This is a genomic window from Pseudomonas sp. Ors-4-3C, from assembly GCF_055755035.1.
The window spans coordinates 2,825,083-2,845,143 of record NZ_CM146900.1; the positions used below are offsets into that span (position 1 = coordinate 2,825,083).

Consider the following 20,061-nt stretch of genomic DNA (forward strand, 5'->3'; position numbering starts at 1 on the left):
CGGGGGCCGCGATCTTTTGATCTTTTCAAGCCTTTGGGCAAGCCCGCCCGTTTGCCAGTAAACTCCCCCCTCTTTAGCCGCCCATCATTTCCCCCGCGGCCATCACCTATTTCTGTAGCGGAGTCCACCTTGCGTCTGTTCCACACCTCCGACTGGCACCTTGGGCAAAACCTGCATGGCCAGGAGCGCGATTTCGAGCATGCGTGCTTTCTCGAATGGCTGCTGCGCCAACTGCAACTCGCGCAGCCGGATGTGCTGCTGATTGCCGGGGACATCTTTGACACGGTCAATCCGCCGGTCAAAGCCCAGGAACGCCTCTACGACTTCATCGTCAGCGCACACGAGCAGCAACCGTTGCTGACCATCGTGATGATCGCCGGCAACCACGATTCCGGCTCGCGCATCGAGCTGCCGGCGCCGTTGATGCGCCGTTTGCGCACCCATGCGCTGGGTCGGGTGTTGTGGCTGGATGACGGCCAGCTCGACGCCGAACGTCTGCTGCTGCCGCTGCCGAATGCCCAAGGCGAGATCGCCGCGTGGTGCCTGGCGCTGCCGTTCCTGCGTCCGGCGGAAGTGACTGGAGCGCATCTGGGCGACAATTATTTGCGTGGCATCGGTCAGGTGCATGAATGGCTGATCGAAGCGGCGAATGCCAAGCGCCAACCGGGTCAGGCCTTGGTCGCCATCAGCCACGCGCACATGGCCGGAGGTTCGGTTTCGGAAGACTCCGAGCGCAGCCTGATCATCGGTAACGCCGAAGCGCTGCCCGCCAGTTTGTTCGGGCCGAGCATCAGCTACGTCGCCCTCGGTCATTTGCACAAGCCGCAGAAGGTCAACGGTGAAGAGCGCATTCGCTACAGCGGCTCGCCGATTCCGTTGTCGTTCTCGGAGATCGGTTATCAGCACCAGATTCTCGACGTCATCCTCGACGGCGAAACGCTGGTCAGCGTTGAGCCGAAACTGATCCCGCGCTCGGTTAACCTGCAACGCATCGGCCCGGCGCCGCTGGCGGAGATTCTGCTGCAACTGGCTGACCTGCCGAACATCGATCTGCTTGCTGAAACCCAGCGCCAGCCATGGCTGGAAGTGCGCGTGACCCTCGACGAGCCACAGCCGGATCTGCGCCATCAAGTGGAAAACGCCCTGCAAGGCAAGGCCGTGCGCCTGGTGCGGATTGCCGCCGAATACGCCGGCAATCGCGGTGCTGACGGTGCCGAAGAAGGCAGCGCATTGATCGAACTCGATCAACTCACCCCGCAGGAACTGTTCAGTCGCGCCTGGCTCGACAATTACGGCAACGAGGTCGATGAACAGACGCTCAAGGACTTCGCCGAACTGCTGCAAGACGTGCAACTGGAGGGCGAGCAGCCATGAAGATTCTCGCCATTCGCTTGAAGAACCTCGCCTCGCTGGCCGGGCCGTTCGAGATTGATTTCACCGCCGAACCGCTGGCCAGTGCCGGGCTGTTCGCGATCACCGGGCCGACCGGCGCCGGGAAAAGTACCCTGCTCGACGCGCTGTGCCTGGCGCTGTTCGGTGCGGTCCCGCGCCTGAACAACACCGGTCGCGATGCCAAGGTGCCGGACGCTGACGGTGAAATCGCCACCGGCGACCCGCGCACCTTGCTGCGGCGCGGCACCGGCGAAGGGTATGCCGAGGTGGATTTTGTTGGCGTCGACGGCCGCCGTTACCGTGCACGCTGGGAAGCCAACCGCGCCCGGGAAAAGGCTGGCGGCAAGTTGCAGGCCAGCCGTCAGAGCCTGCGTGACATCGATCAGGATCAACTGCTCGCCAGCCAGAAAGGCGAGTACAAGACCCAACTCGAAGCCGCACTCGGTCTGAACTTCGAACAGTTCACCCGCGCCGTGCTGCTGGCTCAGAGCGAGTTCAGTGCGTTTCTCAAGGCCGACGACAACGACCGCAGCGAACTGCTGGAAAAACTCACCGACACCGCGCTCTACACCCGCCTTGGCCGCCGCGCGTTCGACAAGACCAAAGAGGCCCGCGAAGCGCACAAGCTGCTGCAGGATCAAGCCACGGGCGTCACCCCGCTGGCCCCCGAAGCCCGGGCCGAACTGGATGAGCGTTTCAACGCGGCCCAGCAACAGTTGAAATTGCAGCAGGCACAACTCAAGCAACTGGAACAACAGCACAGCTGGCTCAAGGATTTGCGCCAGTTGCAGGACGCGCAGCAAGCGGCTGCCGAACAACTGCACAGTGCGCAGCAACAGTGGGAAAGCCTGGCCGGCGAGCGCCTGAAGCTGACGCGCCTGGAACAACTTGCCCCGCAACGGCACCAATTCGCGCGCAAGACTGAACTCGATGCGCAGCTGACGCCGCTGGCCGCACAAATTGCCGCGCATACCCACCAGCACAGCGAACTCAATGAGCGTCAGACGCAACTGGAGCAGGCACTCGATGCGGCAAAAATCGCCCTGACCGAAGCGCAGCAACGGCACAGCGAAAGCGCCCCGCTGCTGCGTCAGGCTTTTGAAGAGCAAAGCACCCTCGCCCGCCTCGCCAAAGACACCGCCCTCAGCGCCGACGCCCGGCAAGCCGCCGAGCAGGCCTGCACGCAAGGCCAGAGCGCCATTCAAGCCTTGCAGGAAAAACAGACTGAAGTTGCTGAACGCCTGCAAAAAATGGCCGCCGAGCTCGAACAAAGCGCTCATCTGGCACCGCTTAGCGATGCATGGAATGCCTACCGCGATCGCCTGCAACAGTTGATGCTGATCGGTAATCGACTGAACAAAGGGCAAGCCGAACTGGCGACCCTCGAACAGAATGCAAGCCAATGCGCCGAAGCGCTGGCCACGCAAAAGCAGCAACTGGAAGTGCTGTTCAAGGAGGCCGGCGCCGAGCCGGATGCGGTCGCCGAGCAGATCGGCATCCTCGGCACTCTGTTGCAGGACAACCGTAAACAGCTGCGCGCCATCGAAGACCTGACGCGGCTGTGGGCCAGTCAGCAGGAGCTGGAAAAACGCGGCGCCGAGCTGCAACAGCGCCTGCTCGACGCGCAGCAGGAACGCGAACGCCTGACCCAGGATGGGGTGAAAAGCAAAGCCGAACTGACCATCGCCGAGCAAACCCTCAGCGTCACCCGTGAACTGCTCGAGCGCCAGCGTCTGGCGCGCAGTGCCAGTGTCGAAGAGTTGCGCGCGCAGTTGCAGGACGACCAGCCCTGCCCGGTCTGCGGCAGCAACGAGCATCCGTATCATCAGCCGGAAGCGCTGCTGCAAAGCCTCGGCCGTCACGATGAGTCCGAGCAGGCCAGCGCGCAGCAAGCGGTGGATCAGCTCAAGGAAAAACTCACCGAGCTGCGCGCCGAAGTCGGTGGCGTGATCGCCCGACAGAAAGAGCTGTTGCAACAGCAGGAGCAATTGACCGCCCAGCTTCAGGCACTGGCGCCGAGTCTGGAGGCGCATCCGCTGGCCCCTCAGTTGCTGAATCAGGATGCCGACAAGCGTGACGCCTGGCTGACCCGGCAAACCGATCAGCTGAACCAGAGCATCACCCAGGACGAACAACGCCAGAGCGCCCTGCTCACCCTGCAACAGGATGCTGCGCGCCTGACCCAGCAACTGCGCAACGCCGAAACCGCGCATCAGCAAGCGGCGCAGCACCTGAGCAACCAACAGCGCGAACTGAGCAGCGACCGTCAGCGTCTCGACGAAGAGCTCACCGCGTTCGCCAGCCTGCTGCCGGCCGACACACTCGAAGCCTTGCGCGTCGAGCCGGCGGCGACCTTCATGCAGCTGGATCGGCAGATTGCCGAGCGTCTGGCGCATGTCGAGCAGCAAAAGGAAGAGTTGGCGGAACAGCAACAACGCCAGCAGACCCTGGAGAAAGAACAGGATCGCCAGCACAGCCGCGTCCAGCAGTTGCAAAGCGCCGAGCAGCAGTTCAGCGAACTGGCCGCACAGCAACAGGCCTGTCAGGCGCAACTCGCGCAGCTGCTGGGTGAACACAACAGCGCCGAGCACTGGCAGCAGCAACTGGAGCAGGCCGTGGAGCAGGCGCGCAACGCCGAGACCAGCACGGCTGCGGAACTGCAGAACGTGCGCACGCAACGGGTGCAGATTGGCGCCGAACTCAAGGCGCAGCAGGAACGCTTGCAGGCACTGCAAAACGAAGACAATGAGCTGACACAGAAGATTGCCGACTGGCGCGGCCGTCATCCGGAGCTGGATGACGGTGGTCTCGAAGACTTGCTGCGGGTCGATGACACGCAGCTCAGCGAATTGCGCCAGCGCTTGCAGCACAACGAAAAAGCCATCGAACAGGCCAAGGTGCTGCTGCAGGAACGTGATCAGCGTCTGGCCGATCATCAGGCGCAGCACAACGGCAACCTCGATGCCGAACAACTCGCCAGCGCCCTCGCCGATCTGCAGAACCAGTTCAATCTCAGCGAGCAACAGTGCGCCGAACTGCGCGCCGAACAGGCCGAAGATCAGCGCCGGCAAAACGCCAATCAGGCACTCGCGCAGCAGATTGCCGACGCCTATGCCGAGTACCAGCGCTGGGCGCGACTCAATGCCTTGATCGGCTCGGCCACCGGCGACACCTTCCGCAAGATCGCCCAGGCCTACAACCTCGACTTGCTGGTGCATCACGCCAACGTGCAGTTGCGCCAACTGGTCAAACGCTATCGCCTGAAACGCGGCGGCAGCATGCTCGGCCTGCTGGTGATGGACACCGAGATGGGCGACGAACTGCGCTCGGTGCATTCGCTGTCCGGCGGCGAAACCTTCCTGGTGTCGCTGGCCCTTGCACTGGGCCTGGCATCGATGGCGTCGAGCACGCTGAAGATCGAATCGCTGTTCATCGACGAAGGCTTCGGCAGCCTCGATCCGGAGTCGCTGCAACTGGCCATGGATGCACTCGACGGCTTGCAGGCGCAGGGGCGCAAGGTCGCGGTGATTTCCCACGTCCAGGAAATGCACGAACGGATTCCGGTGCAGATTCAGGTACAACGCCAAGGCAACGGTTTGAGCACGCTGGAGGTGAAATGAACACGCTGTATTCGTTCCGCCGCTGCCCTTACGCGATGCGCGCGCGAATGGCTCTGCGTTATTCGGGCGTACCGGTGGAGATCGTCGAAGTCAGCCTCAAGGCCAAACCGGCCGAGATGCTGGCGATCTCGCCCAAAGGCACGGTGCCGGTGCTGGATGCGGCGGGTCGGGTGGTCGATGAGAGCCTGGAGATCATGCGCTGGGCGTTGGCACAGAATGATCCTGACAACTGGTTGCTTGGCGGTGATTCACGGATTGCCGAGTTGATCGAAGCCAACGATCAGGCATTCAAGCTGCATCTGAATCGCTACAAATACGCCGAGCGCTATCCCGAGCAGCCGATGGAGGTTTATCGGGCTGAGGGCGCGTTGTTTTTGCAGAGGCTGGATGGGTTGCTTGAAGGTCGGGATTATTTGCTGAGTGATCATCCGTGTCTTGCGGATATCGCGTTGCTGCCGTTCGTTCGGCAGTTTGCGCATGTGGATCGCGAGTGGTTTGCGCAGACGCCTTATGTGCGATTGCAGGCGTGGTTGCAGGGTTTTCTTGAGTCCGAGCTGTTTACGGCGATCATGAAGAAGTAACCCCGACGCCCGCTTCACACAGCACCTGTGGCGAGGGAGCTTGCTCCCGCTCGGCTGCGCAGCAGTCGCAAAACCATTCAACACGGATCATCAGAAATAGGCGATCGCCGCATTTGGGGCTGCTTCGCAACCCAGCGGGAGCAAGCTCCCTCGCCACAGTGGTTCGTGTTGTCTAGGCGAGTGCGTTGCACATGCCGAGTGCCATGCAATCCACTTCGAAGGGGCCGAGAAAATCGGCCGAGACTTTTACCGGTGGGTTGCCGGCCATCAGCCCCAGGGTATTTGCCCGTTCGATGTTGTGAGCAATGCTGTGATTGGCCTCTATGGCCCGAGCCAGCGCGCCGACCGAGCCTTGACCGAAGCCGAGTAACGCGGCGCCATTGGTCATCAGTGCCAATCCGGCGATGACCCAGAGTCTGTAACCTTTCATGCTCCGCCCACTCCTGCGAGTTCAGCACGATCAACCAGCACGTCTGCGCGGTGTTCGAACTGGATGCCGGGGTGTGCGACTTCGATCGGTGCGTCGAAGCTGTGTTGGGTTTGCGCGGCGATGCTGACGAACAGCACCAGGGCCAGGTAAAGACCGATGGCCAGGTAAGCGCCGCGCTTGGCTGAGGTGATGATTGAACTGGCCATGATGTTCTCCGTGGGCATGTTTCAGTGCCGTCAGGATCGATCAAAAAAGCCGCGGTAACCACTCAGGGTTTCCCATAGTAACCATCAGCTTGGTTGATTATTTAGGCGTTCTATCTCGGTGTTGGAGAAAACCTATCGAGCGCAGATTTTTCGATCACGCATACGTGTAGGAGCTGCCGAAGGCTGCGATCTTTTGACTTTCAAGATCAAAAGATCGCAGCCTTCGGCAGCTCCTACAGGGAGTTGTTCGAAGCGGGCATTTCAGTGTTGGGCTTTGTGATCCAGCGCAGCGTAGAAGTTGGCGCTCTGTTGCAGGTATTTCTGGGTGTAGCTCTGGGTGTGGGATTTTTTGCTGCTGACTTCAGCGTTGGCACTGGCTGGCAATGCAACGGTGGCAGAGATGGCGGAAGCGGCGATAACGGAGAAGAGATTGAAGTTCATGGCGGTAACCCTCGTGTTCGGTTGGCTTGCTTTGCCCGGTTGGGCCGTGAAGCAAACTTAACGCTCGAGGGTTGATCGCTTGAAATGCTTTGTAGCATTACCGGATATCAGCGCGATTAATACAAAGAGACAGGCCCCATAAACCGGGGCCTGTGGCTTATTGTCGCACTAGAAACTTCAGGTCGCTCGGGGCGTCCATCGGTAGTTTTTGCACGGTTTTGCCAAGCAGACCGGTCTTGGCATCGCGCTCGACGACAACAATTTCGTTGCTCTTCTGGTTGGCGATCAGCAGGAATTTGCCACTCGGATCGAGGCTGAACTCACGCGGGTGATCACCTTCCACCGAGCGTTTTTGCAGCTCCTTGAGCTGACCGGTCGCCGGGTCGATGCTGAACACCACCAACTGATTGGCCGTGCCACGGTTGCTGACGTAGAGGAACTTGCCATCCGCCGAGGCATGCAGCGCCGCACCGGCCTTGTCCGAAGTCGGTTGGCCGGCAGCCAGATCGACCAGTTGCGTCTGGGTCAGCACGCCGTCGTTGTAGTCGAACACCGCCACCTGTGCGCTCATTTCCATGGTCAGCCAGGCATGTTTGCCGTCAGCACTGAACAGCAAATGACGCGGGCCGCTGCCGGCCGGCAAGGCAATCGAAGCGGTTTTTGCCGGAGTCAGCGGCAGGTCCGGGTTGGCCTTCGGGTCAAATTTGTAGATGAAGACCTTGTCCGCACCGAGGTCGTTGGAGAACACGTAGCGGCCATCCGGTGAGGAAACGGTCGAGTGCACGTGGTTCGACGCCTGACGCTCGGGGTTGACCCGGCTCGCCGGGTGCGCGCTCATCTGCACCACCGGTTTGAGCTTGCCATCGGCACCGACCGGCAACACCGCGAGGGTGCCACCCGGATCTTCCATCACCGAATAGTTGCTGACGAACAGGTGGCTGGCGTCGCCGCTCAGGCTTGAGTGGGTCGGCTCGTTGCCCAGGCTCTGCACCTGATTGATCAGGGTCAGGGCGTGGGTCTTCGGATCAATCGAGTAGCTGCTGACGCGACCGACCGGGTCTTTCTGACCAGGTCCGTTTTCATTGACCACGAACAGCCGATGCTGGTCTTTGGACAGGGTCAGCCATGACGGGTTTTCGCTCTTCACCACTTGCAGCGGCTTGGCGGCAATCTGGCCGGTGGCGCTATCGAAATTCATTCGATAGATGCCCTGGCTGGTACCCGCGGTGTAGGAGCCGACCAGCAATTGATAGTTCTCGGCGCTGGCACTGGAAAGGCCCATCGCACCGACGCTGCCGGCCATCAGCAGCGGCCAGAATTTACGCATGTTCATCAGTTTCATCCTCGTCATCGCTGCTGCTGACTACATCACCAACGCAGACCAGACGGTGCTCGCCGGTGGTTTTGGTGTCGCTGGCATAGCCAATGATCAGCCAGCTCTCCAAGTCTGCGTCAAACGTCGCTGCTTCAACTTCCGCCGGAGTGAATTCGAAATGCAGGGATTTATTTCCAACCATGCATTCGATGTGCAGATTGTCTTCTTTATCGAGGGCGAATTCGAAGGCGTGCAAGCCATCGATTTCGACCATGCCGCAGTGTTCGAGGGCGTTGAGAAGGGTTTGGGCAGTCATGGCAAACAGTCCTTCTTAGGGGGGAAAGGGCCAATGATAGCTCATTGTCGTGCCCGGCCCTTGTAGGAGTGAGCCTGCTCGCGATGGCGGTGTGTCATCCAACCAAGATGTCGAATGTGAAACCGCTATCGCGAGCAGGCTCACTCCTACAGGGGATTTGCGGTGTGGGTTAGAAGGCGTCGCGCGAAGGCTTGCCATCCACCAGACGCTGAATGCGCAGCGGATTGCCATTCTTCAGCGGTTCCGGCAGCAAACTGTCGGGGTAATTCTGGAAGCACACCGGACGCAGGAAGCGCTCGATCGCCAGCGTCCCCACCGACGTGCCGCGCGAGTCGGACGTCGCCGGATACGGCCCGCTATGCACCATCGAGTCACACACCTCGACCCCGGTCGGATAACCATTGAGCAGGATCCGCCCGACCTTCTGCTCAAGCAACGGTGTCAGCTCCGGGAAGCGCTCGAAGTCGGTCTGCTCGCCGATCATCGTCGCCGTCAGTTGGCCGTGCAGCCCCTGCAGTGCCGCGCTGAGCTCGGCCTTGTCCGCCACTTCGACGATCACCGTGGTCGGGCCGAACACTTCCTCCTGCAACACTTCATCGCTGTTGATCAACAGGCTGACATCGGCCTTGAACAATTGCGGCTGCGCCTGATTGCCCTGCTGCGGCTGGCCCGCCAGATGCTCGATCCCGGAATGCGCCAAGAGTTTCTGCAAGCCTTTGCCGTAGCTGCCAAGCGTGCCGACGTTGAGCATGGTCTGCGCCGGTTGATCGCCGATCAGCCCGGCCACTTGCTGGACAAATGCGCTGAACTGCGGCGAGCGAATACCAATGACCAAACCGGGATTGGTGCAGAACTGACCACAGCCCTGCACCACCGAGGCGGTCAGGTCGCGGGCGATGGACTCCGAACGCTCAGCCAAGGCTTGCGGCAGAACGATCACCGGGTTGATGCTCGACATCTCGGCGAACACCGGGATCGGTTGCGGCCGCGCCGCCGCCATGTCGCACAGTGCCCGACCGCCCTTGAGTGAACCGGTGAAACCGACGGCCTGAATCGCCGGATGCTTGACCAGCCACTCGCCCACACCGCCGCCGTAAATCATGTTGAACACACCGATGGGCATCGCAGTTTTTTCGGCGGCGCGAATCAGCGCATCGGCGACAAGTTCAGCAGTTGCCATGTGTCCGCTGTGCGCCTTGAACACCACCGGGCAACCAGCGGCCAGCGCGGCAGCGGTATCGCCACCGGCAGTGGAAAACGCCAGCGGAAAGTTGCTCGCGCCAAACACCGCCACCGGGCCGAGGCCGATGCGGTACTGGCGCAGATCCGGGCGCGGTAACGGCTGGCGATCCGGCAGTGGCAGATCGATTCGCGCGCCGTAGAAATCACCGCGCCGCAGGACTTTGGCGAACAGGCGCATCTGGCCGCTGGTACGCCCGCGCTCGCCCTGAATCCGCCCCGCCGGCAACGCGGTTTCGCGACAGACCACGGCCACGAAATCATCACCCAACGCATCCAGCTCATCGGCAATCGCGTCGAGAAATTGCGCGCGGCGTTCAGCGCTGAGGCTGCGATAGGCCGGATACGCTGCGGCGGCGGCTTTGGCGGCGGCATCGACTTCGGTTTCAGTCGCCTGAATGAAATCGTACGGCAGGTGTTCGCCGGTAGTCGCGTCGACGCTGTGCAGTTTGACGTTGCCCGCGGCGCTGCGCTGTCCGCCAATGTAGTTGTGACCGAGAATCTGAGTCATGGGAGCTCCTTAAAGGGTGCCGATGCTGTCCGGTTGGAAAGCCGCTGCTGCCGGCGCGATGCCGTTGACCAGCGGTGCGCCGAATTCGGCCTGGCTGATTTCAAACTGGTCGCCCGGTTGGGTGCGGATGCCATCGGCGAACGACAGGGTCGCGGTGCCGAAAAAGTGGATGTGCACGTCGCCGGGACGCAGGAACTGGCGGTATTTGAAATGGTGGTATTCGAGGTTGGCGAGGCTGTGGCACATGTTGGCTTCGCCGCTGAGGAATTCGTTCTGCCACAGCACTTCACCGTCACGCAGGATGCGGCTGGTGCCGGCCAGATGCTGCGGCAGTTCGCCGGTGCGCAGTTCCGGGCCGTAGCTGCAACTGCGCAGTTTCGAGTGGGCCAGGTACAGGTAGTTCTTGCGCTCCATGACGTGGTCGGAGAACTCGTTGCCCACCGCGAAACCGAGGCGCCAGGGTTTGCCGTCGTGACCAATGACGTAGAGCCCGGCCATTTCCGGTTCCTCGCCGGCATCCTCGGCAAACGGCGGCAACGGGAAGGCCTCGCCCGGACGCACGACAATGCTGCCGTCGCCCTTGTAAAACCATTCCGGTTGCACGCCCGCCTGCCCCGCCGCCGGTTTGCCGCCCTCCACTCCCCATTTGAAGATGCGCATGGTGTCGGTCATTTGCGCTTCGTCGCCGGCCTGTTGATGCATCTTGTCCCGGGCCGAAGCGCTGCCCAAATGCGTCAGGCCGGTGCCGCTGACCAGCAGGTGCGCAGGATCGGGATGGTCCAGCGGTGGCAGGATGCGCCGGTCTTTGAGCAACTGCGCATAGTCATGACTGATGCCCAGGCCGAGGGTCTGAACTTGCTGTTCAAGGGTATTGCCGGCCTCGATCGCGGCCAGGGCCAGATCGCGCACAGTGCGGGCGTCCTGCACTTCGCGGATCAGACCGTTGTCGACCACGCCGACGCGGCGCTCGCCGTTAATCAATTCGAATTGAACCAGATGCATATTCTTCTCCTATTCCCTCAAAAACACCGCTGATTCCTGTGGGAGCGAGCTTGCTCGCGAAGGCGGTGTAACAGTCACGACAAATGTTGAATGTGCCGACCTCTTCGCGAGCAAGCTCGCTCCCACAAGGTCGGTGTCGGCCAGTCAGGTTCTTGTGGCACCGCGTGCGCTGGCGGCAAATTGCTCGGCCGGCAGCACGTGTTTGCGCTCGAGCACGCGGTAGACGATGGCTGTGAGGATCAATCCGCACACCATCACGCCCGACAGGAAATACAACCCCGAAGCAAGATTCCCGGTGTACTCCTTCAACGCCCCGATCACGAACGGCCCGATATAGCCGCCGAGGTTGCCCACCGAGTTGATCAGGGCGATCCCCGCCGCTGCACTCGCGCCGGCAAAGAACCGCCCCGGCAAGGTCCAGAACACCGCCGTGCAGGAAAACAGCGCGAACGCCACCAGGCACAGCGCCGCCAATTGCGCCACCGGCAAGGTCAGCCACGCGCTGAAAAACAGGCCCAGCGCGCCCAGTACATAGAGCACCGCGAGGTGGCCGTAGCGATCATTCATGCGGTCGGAACTGCGCGGCACGATCAGCAGACCGACGATGCCGAAGATGTACGGCACCGCCGAGACAAAACCGGTCACCAGATCGCTGCCGCCGAACTGTTTGATCAGCGTCGGCAGCCACAGGCCGAGGCCATAAATGCTCAGGGTCACCGGCAGGTAAAACAGCGCCAGCAGCAACACGCGTTTGTCTTTGAGCGCATGCAGCGGGTTGCCGTGACGGGTCTGGCCGTATTCCTGAAGATCTTTTTTCAGTTCGCCGGTCAGCCAGTCTTTCTCGGCCTGATCCATCCACTTCACGTTCTGCGGGCCGTCGGGCAGCCAGCGCAAGACCGGCCAGGTCAGGAGGATCGCCGGGGTGCCGATGACGATGAACAGCCACTGCCAGCCGTGCAGACCGAGGATGCCGTCCATGCCCAGCAAGCCGCCGGACACCGGGCCGGTGATCATCATCGCGATCGGTTGAGAGAGGATGAACAGGCCGAGAATCTTGCCGCGATGGCGCACCGGGAACCATTGGGTGATGTAGTACAGAACGCCTGGGAAGAACCCCGCCTCCGCCGCGCCGAGCAGAAAGCGCATCACGTAGAAACTGTGCGGCCCTTGGACGAAGGCCATGCCGATGGTGATTGCGCCCCAGGTGATCATGATCCGCGCAAACCAGCGCCGCGCACCGAAGCGTTCGAGCATCAGGTTGCTGGGGATTTCGAGAAGAAAGTAGCCAATGAAAAACAGCCCGGCACCGAGGCCATAGGCTGCGTCACCGATGCCGATGTCGGCGCCCATGTGCAGCTTGGCGAAGCCGACGGCCGAGCGATCCACATAGGCGATCAGGTACAGCAGGATCAGGAAGGGAATCAGTTTCAGCGTGATGCGCCGGACAAGCCGCAGTTCCTGGCTCATGGGATCGGTCTCCGATTGTTGTTTTTATAGAACCTCGGGGGACGCCTCTCGCGGAAAACCGCCAGGGTCAATCCCTCCACCGAAAACGACTATATAGTAATACTAATTACCCAACAACACTTCCAAAGCGGCGATTTTGCGCTTATGTTTAGCCATGGCTCGCAAACAATAGTCTTACAATAAGAGAACCGATCATGTCTGAGAAGAAACCCACCCTGCGCTCGGCCCAATGGTTTGGCACGGCCGACAAGAACGGCTTCATGTACCGCAGCTGGATGAAGAATCAGGGCATCGCCGACCACCAGTTTCATGGCAAGCCGATCATCGGCATCTGCAACACCTGGTCGGAACTGACCCCGTGCAACGCGCATTTCCGCCAGATTGCGGAGCACGTCAAACGCGGGGTGATCGAGGCTGGCGGCTTTCCGGTGGAATTCCCGGTGTTCTCCAATGGCGAGTCGAACCTGCGCCCGACCGCCATGCTCACTCGCAACCTGGCGAGCATGGACGTCGAAGAAGCGATTCGCGGCAACCCGATTGACGGCGTGGTGCTGCTGACCGGCTGCGACAAAACCACTCCGGCGCTGCTGATGGGCGCGGCCAGTTGCGATGTGCCGGCGATCGTCGTCACCGGCGGGCCGATGCTCAACGGCAAGCACAAGGGCAAGGACATCGGCTCCGGCACGGTGGTCTGGCAGCTCAGCGAACAGGTCAAGGCCGGCACTATCACCATCGACGATTTCCTCGCGGCCGAGGGCGGCATGTCACGCTCGGCGGGCACCTGCAACACCATGGGCACCGCGTCGACCATGGCTTGCATGGCCGAAGCACTGGGCACGTCGTTGCCGCACAACGCGGCGATTCCGGCAGTCGATGCGCGGCGTTATGTGTTGGCGCACATGTCCGGCATGCGCGCGGTGGAGATGGTGCGCGAAGACTTGCGACTGTCGAAGATTCTGACCAAAGAAGCCTTTGAAAACGCCATTCGGGTCAACGCGGCTATTGGCGGTTCGACCAACGCGGTGATCCACTTGAAAGCCATCGCCGGGCGCATCGGCGTTGAACTGGATCTGGACGACTGGACGCGCATCGGGCGCGGCATGCCGACCATCGTCGACCTGCAACCGTCCGGGCGTTTCCTGATGGAAGAGTTTTACTACGCCGGGGGCTTGCCGGCGGTGCTGCGCCGTCTCGGCGAGGCCAATCTGATCCCCAATCCGAATGCCCTGACCGTGAATGGCAAGACGCTGGGCGAGAATACCCAGGACGCGCCGATCTACGGCGAAGACCAAGTGATCCGCACCCTCGACAATCCGATCCGCGCTGACGGTGGTATCTGCGTGTTGCGCGGTAATCTGGCGCCGCTGGGTGCGGTGCTCAAACCATCCGCCGCCACGCCTGAATTGATGCAGCATCGGGGTCGCGCGGTGGTGTTTGAAAACTTCGATATGTACAAGGCGCGGATCAATGATCCGGAACTGGATGTCGATAAAGATTCGATTCTGGTGATGAAGAACTGCGGGCCAAAGGGTTATCCGGGCATGGCCGAGGTCGGCAACATGGGCTTGCCGGCCAAACTGCTGGCGCAGGGCGTGACCGATATGGTGCGCATTTCCGACGCACGGATGAGCGGCACCGCGTACGGCACGGTGGTGTTGCACGTCGCCCCGGAAGCGGCGGCCGGCGGGCCGTTGGCGGTGGTGCAGGAAGGCGACTGGATCGAGCTGGATTGCGCCAGCGGGCGTTTGCATCTGGACATTCCGGATGCCGAACTGGCGGCGCGCATGGCGGATCTGCAGCCACCGCAGCAGCTACTGGTCGGCGGCTATCGTCAGTTGTACATCGACCATGTGCTGCAGGCGGATCAGGGTTGTGACTTTGATTTCCTGGTCGGCTGCCGAGGTGCTGAAGTCCCCCGCCATTCCCATTAACAGCAACAGATCGCAGCCTGCGGCACCCCCTACCTTGGAATGCATTCCCACTGTGGGAGCGGGCTTGCTCGCGAAGACGGAGTGTCAGTGCCATATTTTTGGCTGACACTCCGCTTTCGCGAGCAAGCCCGCTCCCACATTTGGCTACTGTGTCTGCCTCAATACAGTGTCGTGCCTGCTATGATGCGCGGCATCTCCATCGCTCAGGATCGCGCCGTTCCCCATGGATTACCGCAAACCTTCCGACCGCAAAAGCATGCACTCGCGCATTGTCCAGGAACTGGGCATGCAGATCGTCTCCGGACGTTTTTTGCCCGACGACAAACTGCCCGCCGAAGCGCTGTTGTGCGAGGAATACGCGGTCAGCCGCCCGGTGTTGCGTGAAGCCACGCGAGTGCTGGTGGCCAAGGGACTGGTGTACTCCAAACCGCGTGTCGGCACGGTGGTCAAGGCCCGACGTGAATGGCACATGCTCGATCCGGACGTGCTGCACTGGCTGATGCAAAGCAGCCCGCAGAATGAATTCTTCAATGTGCTGACCAGCGTGCGCAGCATCATCGAACCGGCCGCCGCCGCCCTCGCCGCCCAGCACGCGACCGAGGCCGACATCGCCGCCATCGGCGAAGCCTATCAGCGCATGGAAGCCGCGCCGACCCCGGAAGCCTTGCTGCAACCGGACCTGGACTTCCACAGCCGCATCGCCGATGCGACCCATAACGATCTGTTGGCGAACCTGTGCAACATGTTGTCGGTGGCGATTGCCGAGGCGTTGAAGCATTCCAACCAGCGACCGAATTTGCATGAGCTGGCGCTGCCCCGGCACAAGGCGATTCTTACCGCCATCGAAAACCGTGATGCGCTAGGTGCCCGCCACGCGACGCTGGTGCAGCTGGATGATGCGCGTAGTGCGTTGAGTGCTGTGCTCGGCACCGAACGCTCCTGAAACAGCACAATTCCCCTTGTAGGAGTGAGCCTGCTCGCGATAGCGGTGTGTCATTCGGTGATTCTCTACCTGATATACCGCTATCGCGAGCAGGCTCACTCCTACAAGGGATTGTGTGATGTTCACTGGATAAAAAAAGCCGCAACCCTCGGGTTGCGGCTTTGTTGTTTCGGCATTCGGATCAGTGGGAGAACAACGAATTTCCTTTCTGCCCCGCCATTTTCTCCGGCTTGATCAGGAACTTCGCCAGGGCCGGCAGCAGCCACAGCGCACCGAACATGTTCCACAGCAACATGAAGGTCAGCATCAGGCCCATGTCGGCCTGGAACTTGATCGCCGAGAAGATCCAGGTACACACGCCGATGGCCAGGCACAGACCGGTGAACAGCACCGCTTTACCGGTGGATTTCAGGGTCTGGTAATAGGCTTCCTGCAACGGCAGCCCGGCGCGCAGGAAACTTTCCAGTCGGCTGTAGATGTAGATCCCGTAGTCCACGCCAATCCCCACACCCAGCGCCACCACCGGCAGGGTCGCGACCTTGACGCCGATGCCCATGAACGCCATCAGCGCGTTGCCCAGCACCGAGGTCAGTACCAGCGGCAGGACGATGCACAGAGTCGCCGCCCATGAACGGAAGGTGATCATGCACATCACCGCGACGCAGATGTACACCAGGATCAGGATGGTCAGTTCGGCCTGTTTGATCACTTCGTTGGTGGCCGCTTCGATCCCGGCGTTACCGGCGGCGAGGATGAATTCCAGACCGTCCTTGTTGTTGGCCTTGGCGAATTCCTGCACCGCGTGTACCGCACGGTCGAGGGTTTCGGCCTTGTGGTCGTTGAGGAAGATCAACACCGGCGCCAGCGAACAGCTGTTGTTGTACAGGCCGTCGGCGCGGGCGATCGAGTTGTTCAGCACATCCGGGTTGCGCGACAGGGTTTCCCATTTCAGGTTGCCCTCGTTCATGCCCTTGATCATCTGCTTGGACACGGTCACCAGCGAGATCGCCGACTGCACGCCCTCGGTGTTCTGCATCTTCCACATCAGCTCATCGATCGGCGCCATGGCTTCGTAGCGCGAGCAGCCTTCGGTGGCGGTCTTGACCATCACCACCAGCACATCGGAACTGGTGGAATAGTTGTTGATGATGAAATTGTTGTCCTTGTTGTAGCGCGAGTCCGGGCGCAGCTCCGGCGCACCTTGATCGAGGTCGCCGATTTTCAGGTTCTGGCTGTACCAGAGGCCGCCGCCGAAAGCGATCAGCGCCAGAGCGATGGAGATCGGTGCGACTTTCGGGCTGGCGAAGTTCGACAGGAAACGCCAGAACGGATGTTCGCGATTCGCGTCCTTCTTGCTCTTGGCAATCGCGCGTTTGCTGATGCCGACATAGGAAATCGCCACCGGCAGCAGGATCAGGTTGGTGAACACGATCACCGCCACGCCGATGGAGGCGCCGATCGCCAGTTCGCGGATCACCCCGATGTCGATGATCAGCAGCGTGATGAAGCCAACGGCGTCGGCGAGAATCGCGATCATCCCCGGCAGGAACAATTGCCGGAAAGTGCGCCGCGCCGCCGTCAGGGCGTTATCGGCTTCGCTGGATTGCAGGGCGATACCGTTGATCTTCTGCACACCGTGGGAAATGCCGATGGCGAAGATCAGGAACGGCACCAGCATCGAATACGGATCGAGTCCGAAACCGAAGAAGTGCATCAGCCCGAGCTGCCAGACCACCGCCACCAGTGTGGTGCTCAACACCGCGACGGTGCTGCGCAGGCAGTTGGTGAACCACAGCAGCAGGATCAGGGTGATGACGAAGGCGATGCCGAAGAACATCACCACCATCACCAGACCGTCGATCAGGTCACCGACCTTCTTGGCGAAACCGACAATATGGATCTTGACGTTGGGGTTCTGCGCTTCGAACTTGTTGCGGATCTTGTCTTCCAGTTCATGGGAGAACTGGCGATAGTCCAGCGCCAGCAACTTGCCCTGGTCCTGCGGGTCCGGGTAGGACTCCAGCAGCGGGATGTCGACGATACTCGACTTGAAGTCGTTGGCCACCAGGCGCCCGACCTGCCCGGACTTGAGGACGTTGTTGCGCAACATGTCGAGGCTTTCCGGCGAGCCGTCGTAGCTCTGCGGGATCACTTCACCACCGGCAAAGCCTTCTTCGGTCACTTCGGTCCAGCGTACGCTCGGGCTCCACAGCGACTTGAGGCCGGAACGGTCGACGCCGGAGATGTAGAACACCTCGTCGTTGATCTGGCGCAGGGTCTCCATGTACTCCTTGGAGAAGATGTCGCCGTCGGTGGCTTCCACCGAAATGCGCACGGTGTTGCCCAGGTTCGCCAGGTCGTTGCGGTGCTCCATCATCTTCTCGATGAACGGATGCTTGAGCGGAATCATTTTTTCGAAACTGGTGGACGGCCGGATCAGCGTGGCCTGCCAGAACAGGAAGATGCTGACCACCAGGCAGATCAGGATCACTGCCGGGCGGTTGTTGAAAATCAGACGTTCGAGGAACGTCGCCTTGTCCTGATGATGATTGCTCAAGGAAGTCATAGCCCCGCCTTCTTATTATTGATCTCGGCGCCGTTTGGCTGCGTGGTGTGCACGCCGCCCTGCCCTGTAAGAATCAGATTACCGTCGCCGGCCGCCGTCACCGAGGACAGCGAGATGCGGTCCGGGCGGTTGAACACGCTGAAGGTTTCGCCGTTATCGCTGCTGCTGATGACCGAGCCGCCGTTGCCGACGATCACGATCGAGCCGTCGGCAAGCAGGGTCGCGCCGGACAGACCGAACTCCAGCGCACCGCGCGCGGCCTTGAGTTCAACCTGCTGCCAGGTGCTGCCGAAGTCGGTGGAGCGATAGAGGTTGCCGCGCAGGCCATACGCCAGAAGAGTCTGGGGTTGTGCGGTGCCGATCACACCGAACAGCGAGCCTTGATACGGGCCCTGGAGCTTTTCCCAGGTCTGGCCCCAGTCCGGGGAACGGAACATGCTGCCCTGCTCGCCGACGATGAACAGCCCGGCGTCCTTGACGGCGGCGATGGCGTTGAGGTGGAACTGGTCCTGGTTGTCGAGACGGTCGCTGACGTCTTGCCAGTTCTTGCCGCCGTCGGTGGTTTCCAGCAATGCACCGTAAGCACCGACCGCAACACCGTGATTAACGTCCTGGAACCAGACGTCGAGCAGCGGTGCTTCGCGCTTGAGGTCTTCGAACTGTTTGCTCCAGGTCAGGCCGCCGTCTTCGCTGGCGAGGATCTGCGCGTCGTGGCCGACCGCCCAGCCGTGCTTGTCGTCGACGAAATACACCGCCGTCAGCAGTTGCCGGGTCGGCACCTTGGCCTGGGTCCAGGTCTTGCCCTGGTCGTCGGAATAGAGAATGTGCCCGCGATCCCCCACCGCCACCAACCGGGTGCCGGCGTGGACGACATCGAGCATCAGGCTTTTTGCGGCTTTGGCCGATTCGGTGGAATACACCCCGTCGGCTGGCGCTTCAGCGGCCAGCACGGGTGCCGACAAGGCAGCACAGCCCAGCAGGGTGAGTGCTGTGGCCAGCAACGCGGTGTTGCGAAACGCCGGCGGGCGGCAACGACTCATAGACCTTCCCCTATTTATTATTGTTAGGCCATTCGGCCTTAGGGCGCCGCAAGGGTGCTCGTGGTGACTGACAGGTCACAAGCATAGCCGTGAAACCCGCAGTCCAGAGCGCCTTGGGAAGCTGGCTCATCCTATCGGGCTTTGGAAACGTCTGACAATCGGCGCCACGTTATCTTTTGTTAACCGGATGGGCCTCCTGTCAGCGGTGATTTCCACTGTGGGAGGGGGCTTGCTCCCGAAGGCGATGTGTCAGACACCAAAGATGTCGACTGATCCACCGCTTTCGGGAGCAAGCCCCCTCCCACAGGGTGCAATGGTGTTTGTGAGATTGGGGCTGGCGGATGAATACACCGCCATTCGCCGGATGGATGCGGCAAATCTTGCGTGGGGGACTTGCACGATCGGTATTATGGTATACCATCAGACGCACAGACACTCTCAATCCCCCTACGGAGCAGCTCATGAGTTTCGAAATTCGCAAGATCGTCAGCTATGTCGAAGAAACCTTCATCGAAGGCGGCAAGGCCACGGACAAGCCAGTGACCATGGTCGGCCTGGCCGTGGTGATGAAGAACCCTTGGGTCGGCAACGGCTTCGTCGAGGATCTGAAACCGCAGATCCGCGCCAACTGCTCCGACCTCGGCGCGCTGATGGTCGAGCGCCTGGTGGGCATCATCGGCGGTGCGGAGAAGATCGAGGCTTACGGCAAGGCTGCAGTGGTCGGCGCCGACGGCGAAATCGAACACGCCTCGGCCGTGATCCACACCCTGCGCTTCGGCAATCACTACCGCGAAGCGGTCAAGGCCAAGAGCTACCTGAGCTTCACCAACAAGCGCGGCGGCCCGGGCACTTCGATTCAGATCCCGATGATGCACAAGGACGACGAAGGCCAGCGTTCGCACTACATCACTCTGGAAATGCAGATCGAAGACGCGCCGCGTGCCGACGAAATCGTGGTGGTGCTCGGTTGCGCCGACGGTGGCCGTCTGCACCCGCGCATCGGCAACCGCTACATCGATCTGGAAGAACTGGCCGCCGAAAAAGCCCAGTAATCACAATAA

At 61.1% G+C, this 20,061-nt stretch carries 16 protein-coding genes; 6 read left to right on the forward strand and 10 right to left on the reverse strand.

Going from position 1 to position 20,061, the window contains the following annotated elements:
* The first annotated feature begins 129 nt into the window (after positions 1-129).
* The 3 genes from ACVHNU_RS12500 to ACVHNU_RS12510 are packed head-to-tail and all read left to right on the forward strand — an operon-like array spanning position 130 to position 5,593.
* A complete protein-coding gene (locus tag ACVHNU_RS12500; RefSeq protein ID WP_226499131.1) occupies positions 130-1,374 on the forward strand; it encodes an exonuclease SbcCD subunit D C-terminal domain-containing protein in 1,245 nt (414 codons plus the stop codon).
* Positions 1,371-5,012 carry an AAA family ATPase gene (locus ACVHNU_RS12505; RefSeq protein WP_473019874.1) on the forward strand — a complete coding sequence of 1,214 codons (3,642 nt, stop codon included), beginning with the start codon at positions 1,371-1,373 and terminating at the stop codon, positions 5,010-5,012. The genes ACVHNU_RS12500 and ACVHNU_RS12505 overlap by 4 nt, the downstream gene beginning before the upstream one ends.
* Complete coding sequence (locus tag ACVHNU_RS12510) at positions 5,009-5,593, forward strand: glutathione S-transferase (protein ID WP_473019875.1); 585 nt, start codon at positions 5,009-5,011, stop codon at positions 5,591-5,593. Before ACVHNU_RS12505 ends, ACVHNU_RS12510 begins: the two co-directional genes overlap by 4 nt.
* A 172-nt stretch (positions 5,594-5,765) precedes the next feature.
* Here the strand turns inward: ACVHNU_RS12510 and ACVHNU_RS12515 are convergent, their stop codons facing one another.
* From ACVHNU_RS12515 to ACVHNU_RS12550, 8 genes are all read right to left on the reverse strand, one after another.
* Positions 5,766-6,023: a hypothetical protein gene (locus ACVHNU_RS12515; RefSeq protein WP_003225699.1), complete on the reverse strand. Its 258-nt coding sequence runs from the start codon at positions 6,021-6,023 to the stop codon at positions 5,766-5,768.
* Positions 6,020-6,229: a hypothetical protein gene (locus ACVHNU_RS12520; protein ID WP_095136379.1), complete on the reverse strand. Its 210-nt coding sequence runs from the start codon at positions 6,227-6,229 to the stop codon at positions 6,020-6,022. Before ACVHNU_RS12520 ends, ACVHNU_RS12515 begins: the two co-directional genes overlap by 4 nt.
* A 261-nt stretch (positions 6,230-6,490) precedes the next feature.
* Entirely contained in the window at positions 6,491-6,670 is a 180-nt protein-coding gene (locus ACVHNU_RS12525; protein ID WP_003225702.1) for a hypothetical protein, read from the reverse strand.
* A gap of 157 nt (positions 6,671-6,827) precedes the next feature.
* The gene (locus ACVHNU_RS12530; RefSeq protein ID WP_003225703.1) at positions 6,828-8,003 is read right to left on the reverse strand and encodes a lactonase family protein; all 1,176 of its coding nucleotides are present in this window, start codon (positions 8,001-8,003) and stop codon (positions 6,828-6,830) included.
* Positions 7,990-8,301 carry a DUF5629 family protein gene (locus tag ACVHNU_RS12535; protein ID WP_473019876.1) on the reverse strand — a complete coding sequence of 104 codons (312 nt, stop codon included), beginning with the start codon at positions 8,299-8,301 and terminating at the stop codon, positions 7,990-7,992. Before ACVHNU_RS12535 ends, ACVHNU_RS12530 begins: the two co-directional genes overlap by 14 nt.
* Positions 8,302-8,470: 169 nt before the next feature.
* The gene (locus ACVHNU_RS12540) at positions 8,471-10,051 is read right to left on the reverse strand and encodes an aldehyde dehydrogenase (NADP(+)) (protein ID WP_473019877.1); all 1,581 of its coding nucleotides are present in this window, start codon (positions 10,049-10,051) and stop codon (positions 8,471-8,473) included.
* 9 nt (positions 10,052-10,060) lie between these two features.
* The gene (araD1, locus tag ACVHNU_RS12545) at positions 10,061-11,053 is read right to left on the reverse strand and encodes an AraD1 family protein (protein WP_473019878.1); all 993 of its coding nucleotides are present in this window, start codon (positions 11,051-11,053) and stop codon (positions 10,061-10,063) included.
* Between the two features lie 144 nt (positions 11,054-11,197).
* Complete coding sequence (locus ACVHNU_RS12550) at positions 11,198-12,520, reverse strand: MFS transporter (protein WP_103522090.1); 1,323 nt, start codon at positions 12,518-12,520, stop codon at positions 11,198-11,200.
* A 194-nt stretch (positions 12,521-12,714) separates the two neighbouring features.
* Here ACVHNU_RS12550 and ACVHNU_RS12555 point away from each other — a divergent pair, with 194 nt between their 5' ends.
* Both ACVHNU_RS12555 and ACVHNU_RS12560 read left to right on the forward strand, forming a co-directional pair.
* A complete protein-coding gene (locus tag ACVHNU_RS12555) occupies positions 12,715-14,451 on the forward strand; it encodes an IlvD/Edd family dehydratase (RefSeq protein ID WP_473019879.1) in 1,737 nt (578 codons plus the stop codon).
* 223 nt (positions 14,452-14,674) lie between these two features.
* On the forward strand, positions 14,675-15,394 hold the full coding sequence (locus tag ACVHNU_RS12560) for a FadR/GntR family transcriptional regulator (protein ID WP_473019880.1): 720 nt from the start codon (positions 14,675-14,677) through the stop codon (positions 15,392-15,394).
* A 181-nt stretch (positions 15,395-15,575) separates the two neighbouring features.
* Here ACVHNU_RS12560 and ACVHNU_RS12565 read toward each other — a convergent pair whose 3' ends face one another.
* Entirely contained in the window at positions 15,576-17,960 is a 2,385-nt protein-coding gene (locus ACVHNU_RS12565; protein WP_103484454.1) for an efflux RND transporter permease subunit, read from the reverse strand.
* On the reverse strand, positions 17,957-19,000 hold the full coding sequence (locus ACVHNU_RS12570; RefSeq protein WP_103521803.1) for a WD40/YVTN/BNR-like repeat-containing protein: 1,044 nt from the start codon (positions 18,998-19,000) through the stop codon (positions 17,957-17,959). Before ACVHNU_RS12570 ends, ACVHNU_RS12565 begins: the two co-directional genes overlap by 4 nt.
* A 461-nt stretch (positions 19,001-19,461) precedes the next feature.
* Between ACVHNU_RS12570 and ACVHNU_RS12575 the strand changes: the two genes are divergently transcribed.
* A complete protein-coding gene (locus ACVHNU_RS12575; RefSeq protein ID WP_098964278.1) occupies positions 19,462-20,052 on the forward strand; it encodes an amino acid synthesis family protein in 591 nt (196 codons plus the stop codon).
* The last annotated feature ends 9 nt before the right edge of the window (positions 20,053-20,061 follow it).

Bases quoted from the DNA above. Each gene is read 5' to 3' on its own strand.
- ACVHNU_RS12570 (WP_103521803.1), bottom strand. From the start codon at position 19,000: ATGAGTCGTTGCCGCCCGCCGGCGTTTCGCAACACCGCGTTGCTGGCC.
- ACVHNU_RS12540 (WP_473019877.1), bottom strand. From the start codon at position 10,051: ATGACTCAGATTCTCGGTCACAACTACATTGGCGGACAGCGCAGCGCC.
- ACVHNU_RS12560 (WP_473019880.1), top strand. From the start codon at position 14,675: ATGGATTACCGCAAACCTTCCGACCGCAAAAGCATGCACTCGCGCATT.
- araD1 (WP_473019878.1), bottom strand. From the start codon at position 11,053: ATGCATCTGGTTCAATTCGAATTGATTAACGGCGAGCGCCGCGTCGGC.
- ACVHNU_RS12530 (WP_003225703.1), bottom strand. From the start codon at position 8,003: ATGAACATGCGTAAATTCTGGCCGCTGCTGATGGCCGGCAGCGTCGGT.
- ACVHNU_RS12515 (WP_003225699.1), bottom strand. From the start codon at position 6,023: ATGAAAGGTTACAGACTCTGGGTCATCGCCGGATTGGCACTGATGACC.
- ACVHNU_RS12505 (WP_473019874.1), top strand. From the start codon at position 1,371: ATGAAGATTCTCGCCATTCGCTTGAAGAACCTCGCCTCGCTGGCCGGG.
- ACVHNU_RS12510 (WP_473019875.1), top strand. From the start codon at position 5,009: ATGAACACGCTGTATTCGTTCCGCCGCTGCCCTTACGCGATGCGCGCG.
- ACVHNU_RS12535 (WP_473019876.1), bottom strand. From the start codon at position 8,301: ATGACTGCCCAAACCCTTCTCAACGCCCTCGAACACTGCGGCATGGTC.
- ACVHNU_RS12520 (WP_095136379.1), bottom strand. From the start codon at position 6,229: ATGGCCAGTTCAATCATCACCTCAGCCAAGCGCGGCGCTTACCTGGCC.
- ACVHNU_RS12550 (WP_103522090.1), bottom strand. From the start codon at position 12,520: ATGAGCCAGGAACTGCGGCTTGTCCGGCGCATCACGCTGAAACTGATT.
- ACVHNU_RS12525 (WP_003225702.1), bottom strand. From the start codon at position 6,670: ATGAACTTCAATCTCTTCTCCGTTATCGCCGCTTCCGCCATCTCTGCC.
- ACVHNU_RS12575 (WP_098964278.1), top strand. From the start codon at position 19,462: ATGAGTTTCGAAATTCGCAAGATCGTCAGCTATGTCGAAGAAACCTTC.
- ACVHNU_RS12555 (WP_473019879.1), top strand. From the start codon at position 12,715: ATGTCTGAGAAGAAACCCACCCTGCGCTCGGCCCAATGGTTTGGCACG.
- ACVHNU_RS12565 (WP_103484454.1), bottom strand. From the start codon at position 17,960: ATGACTTCCTTGAGCAATCATCATCAGGACAAGGCGACGTTCCTCGAA.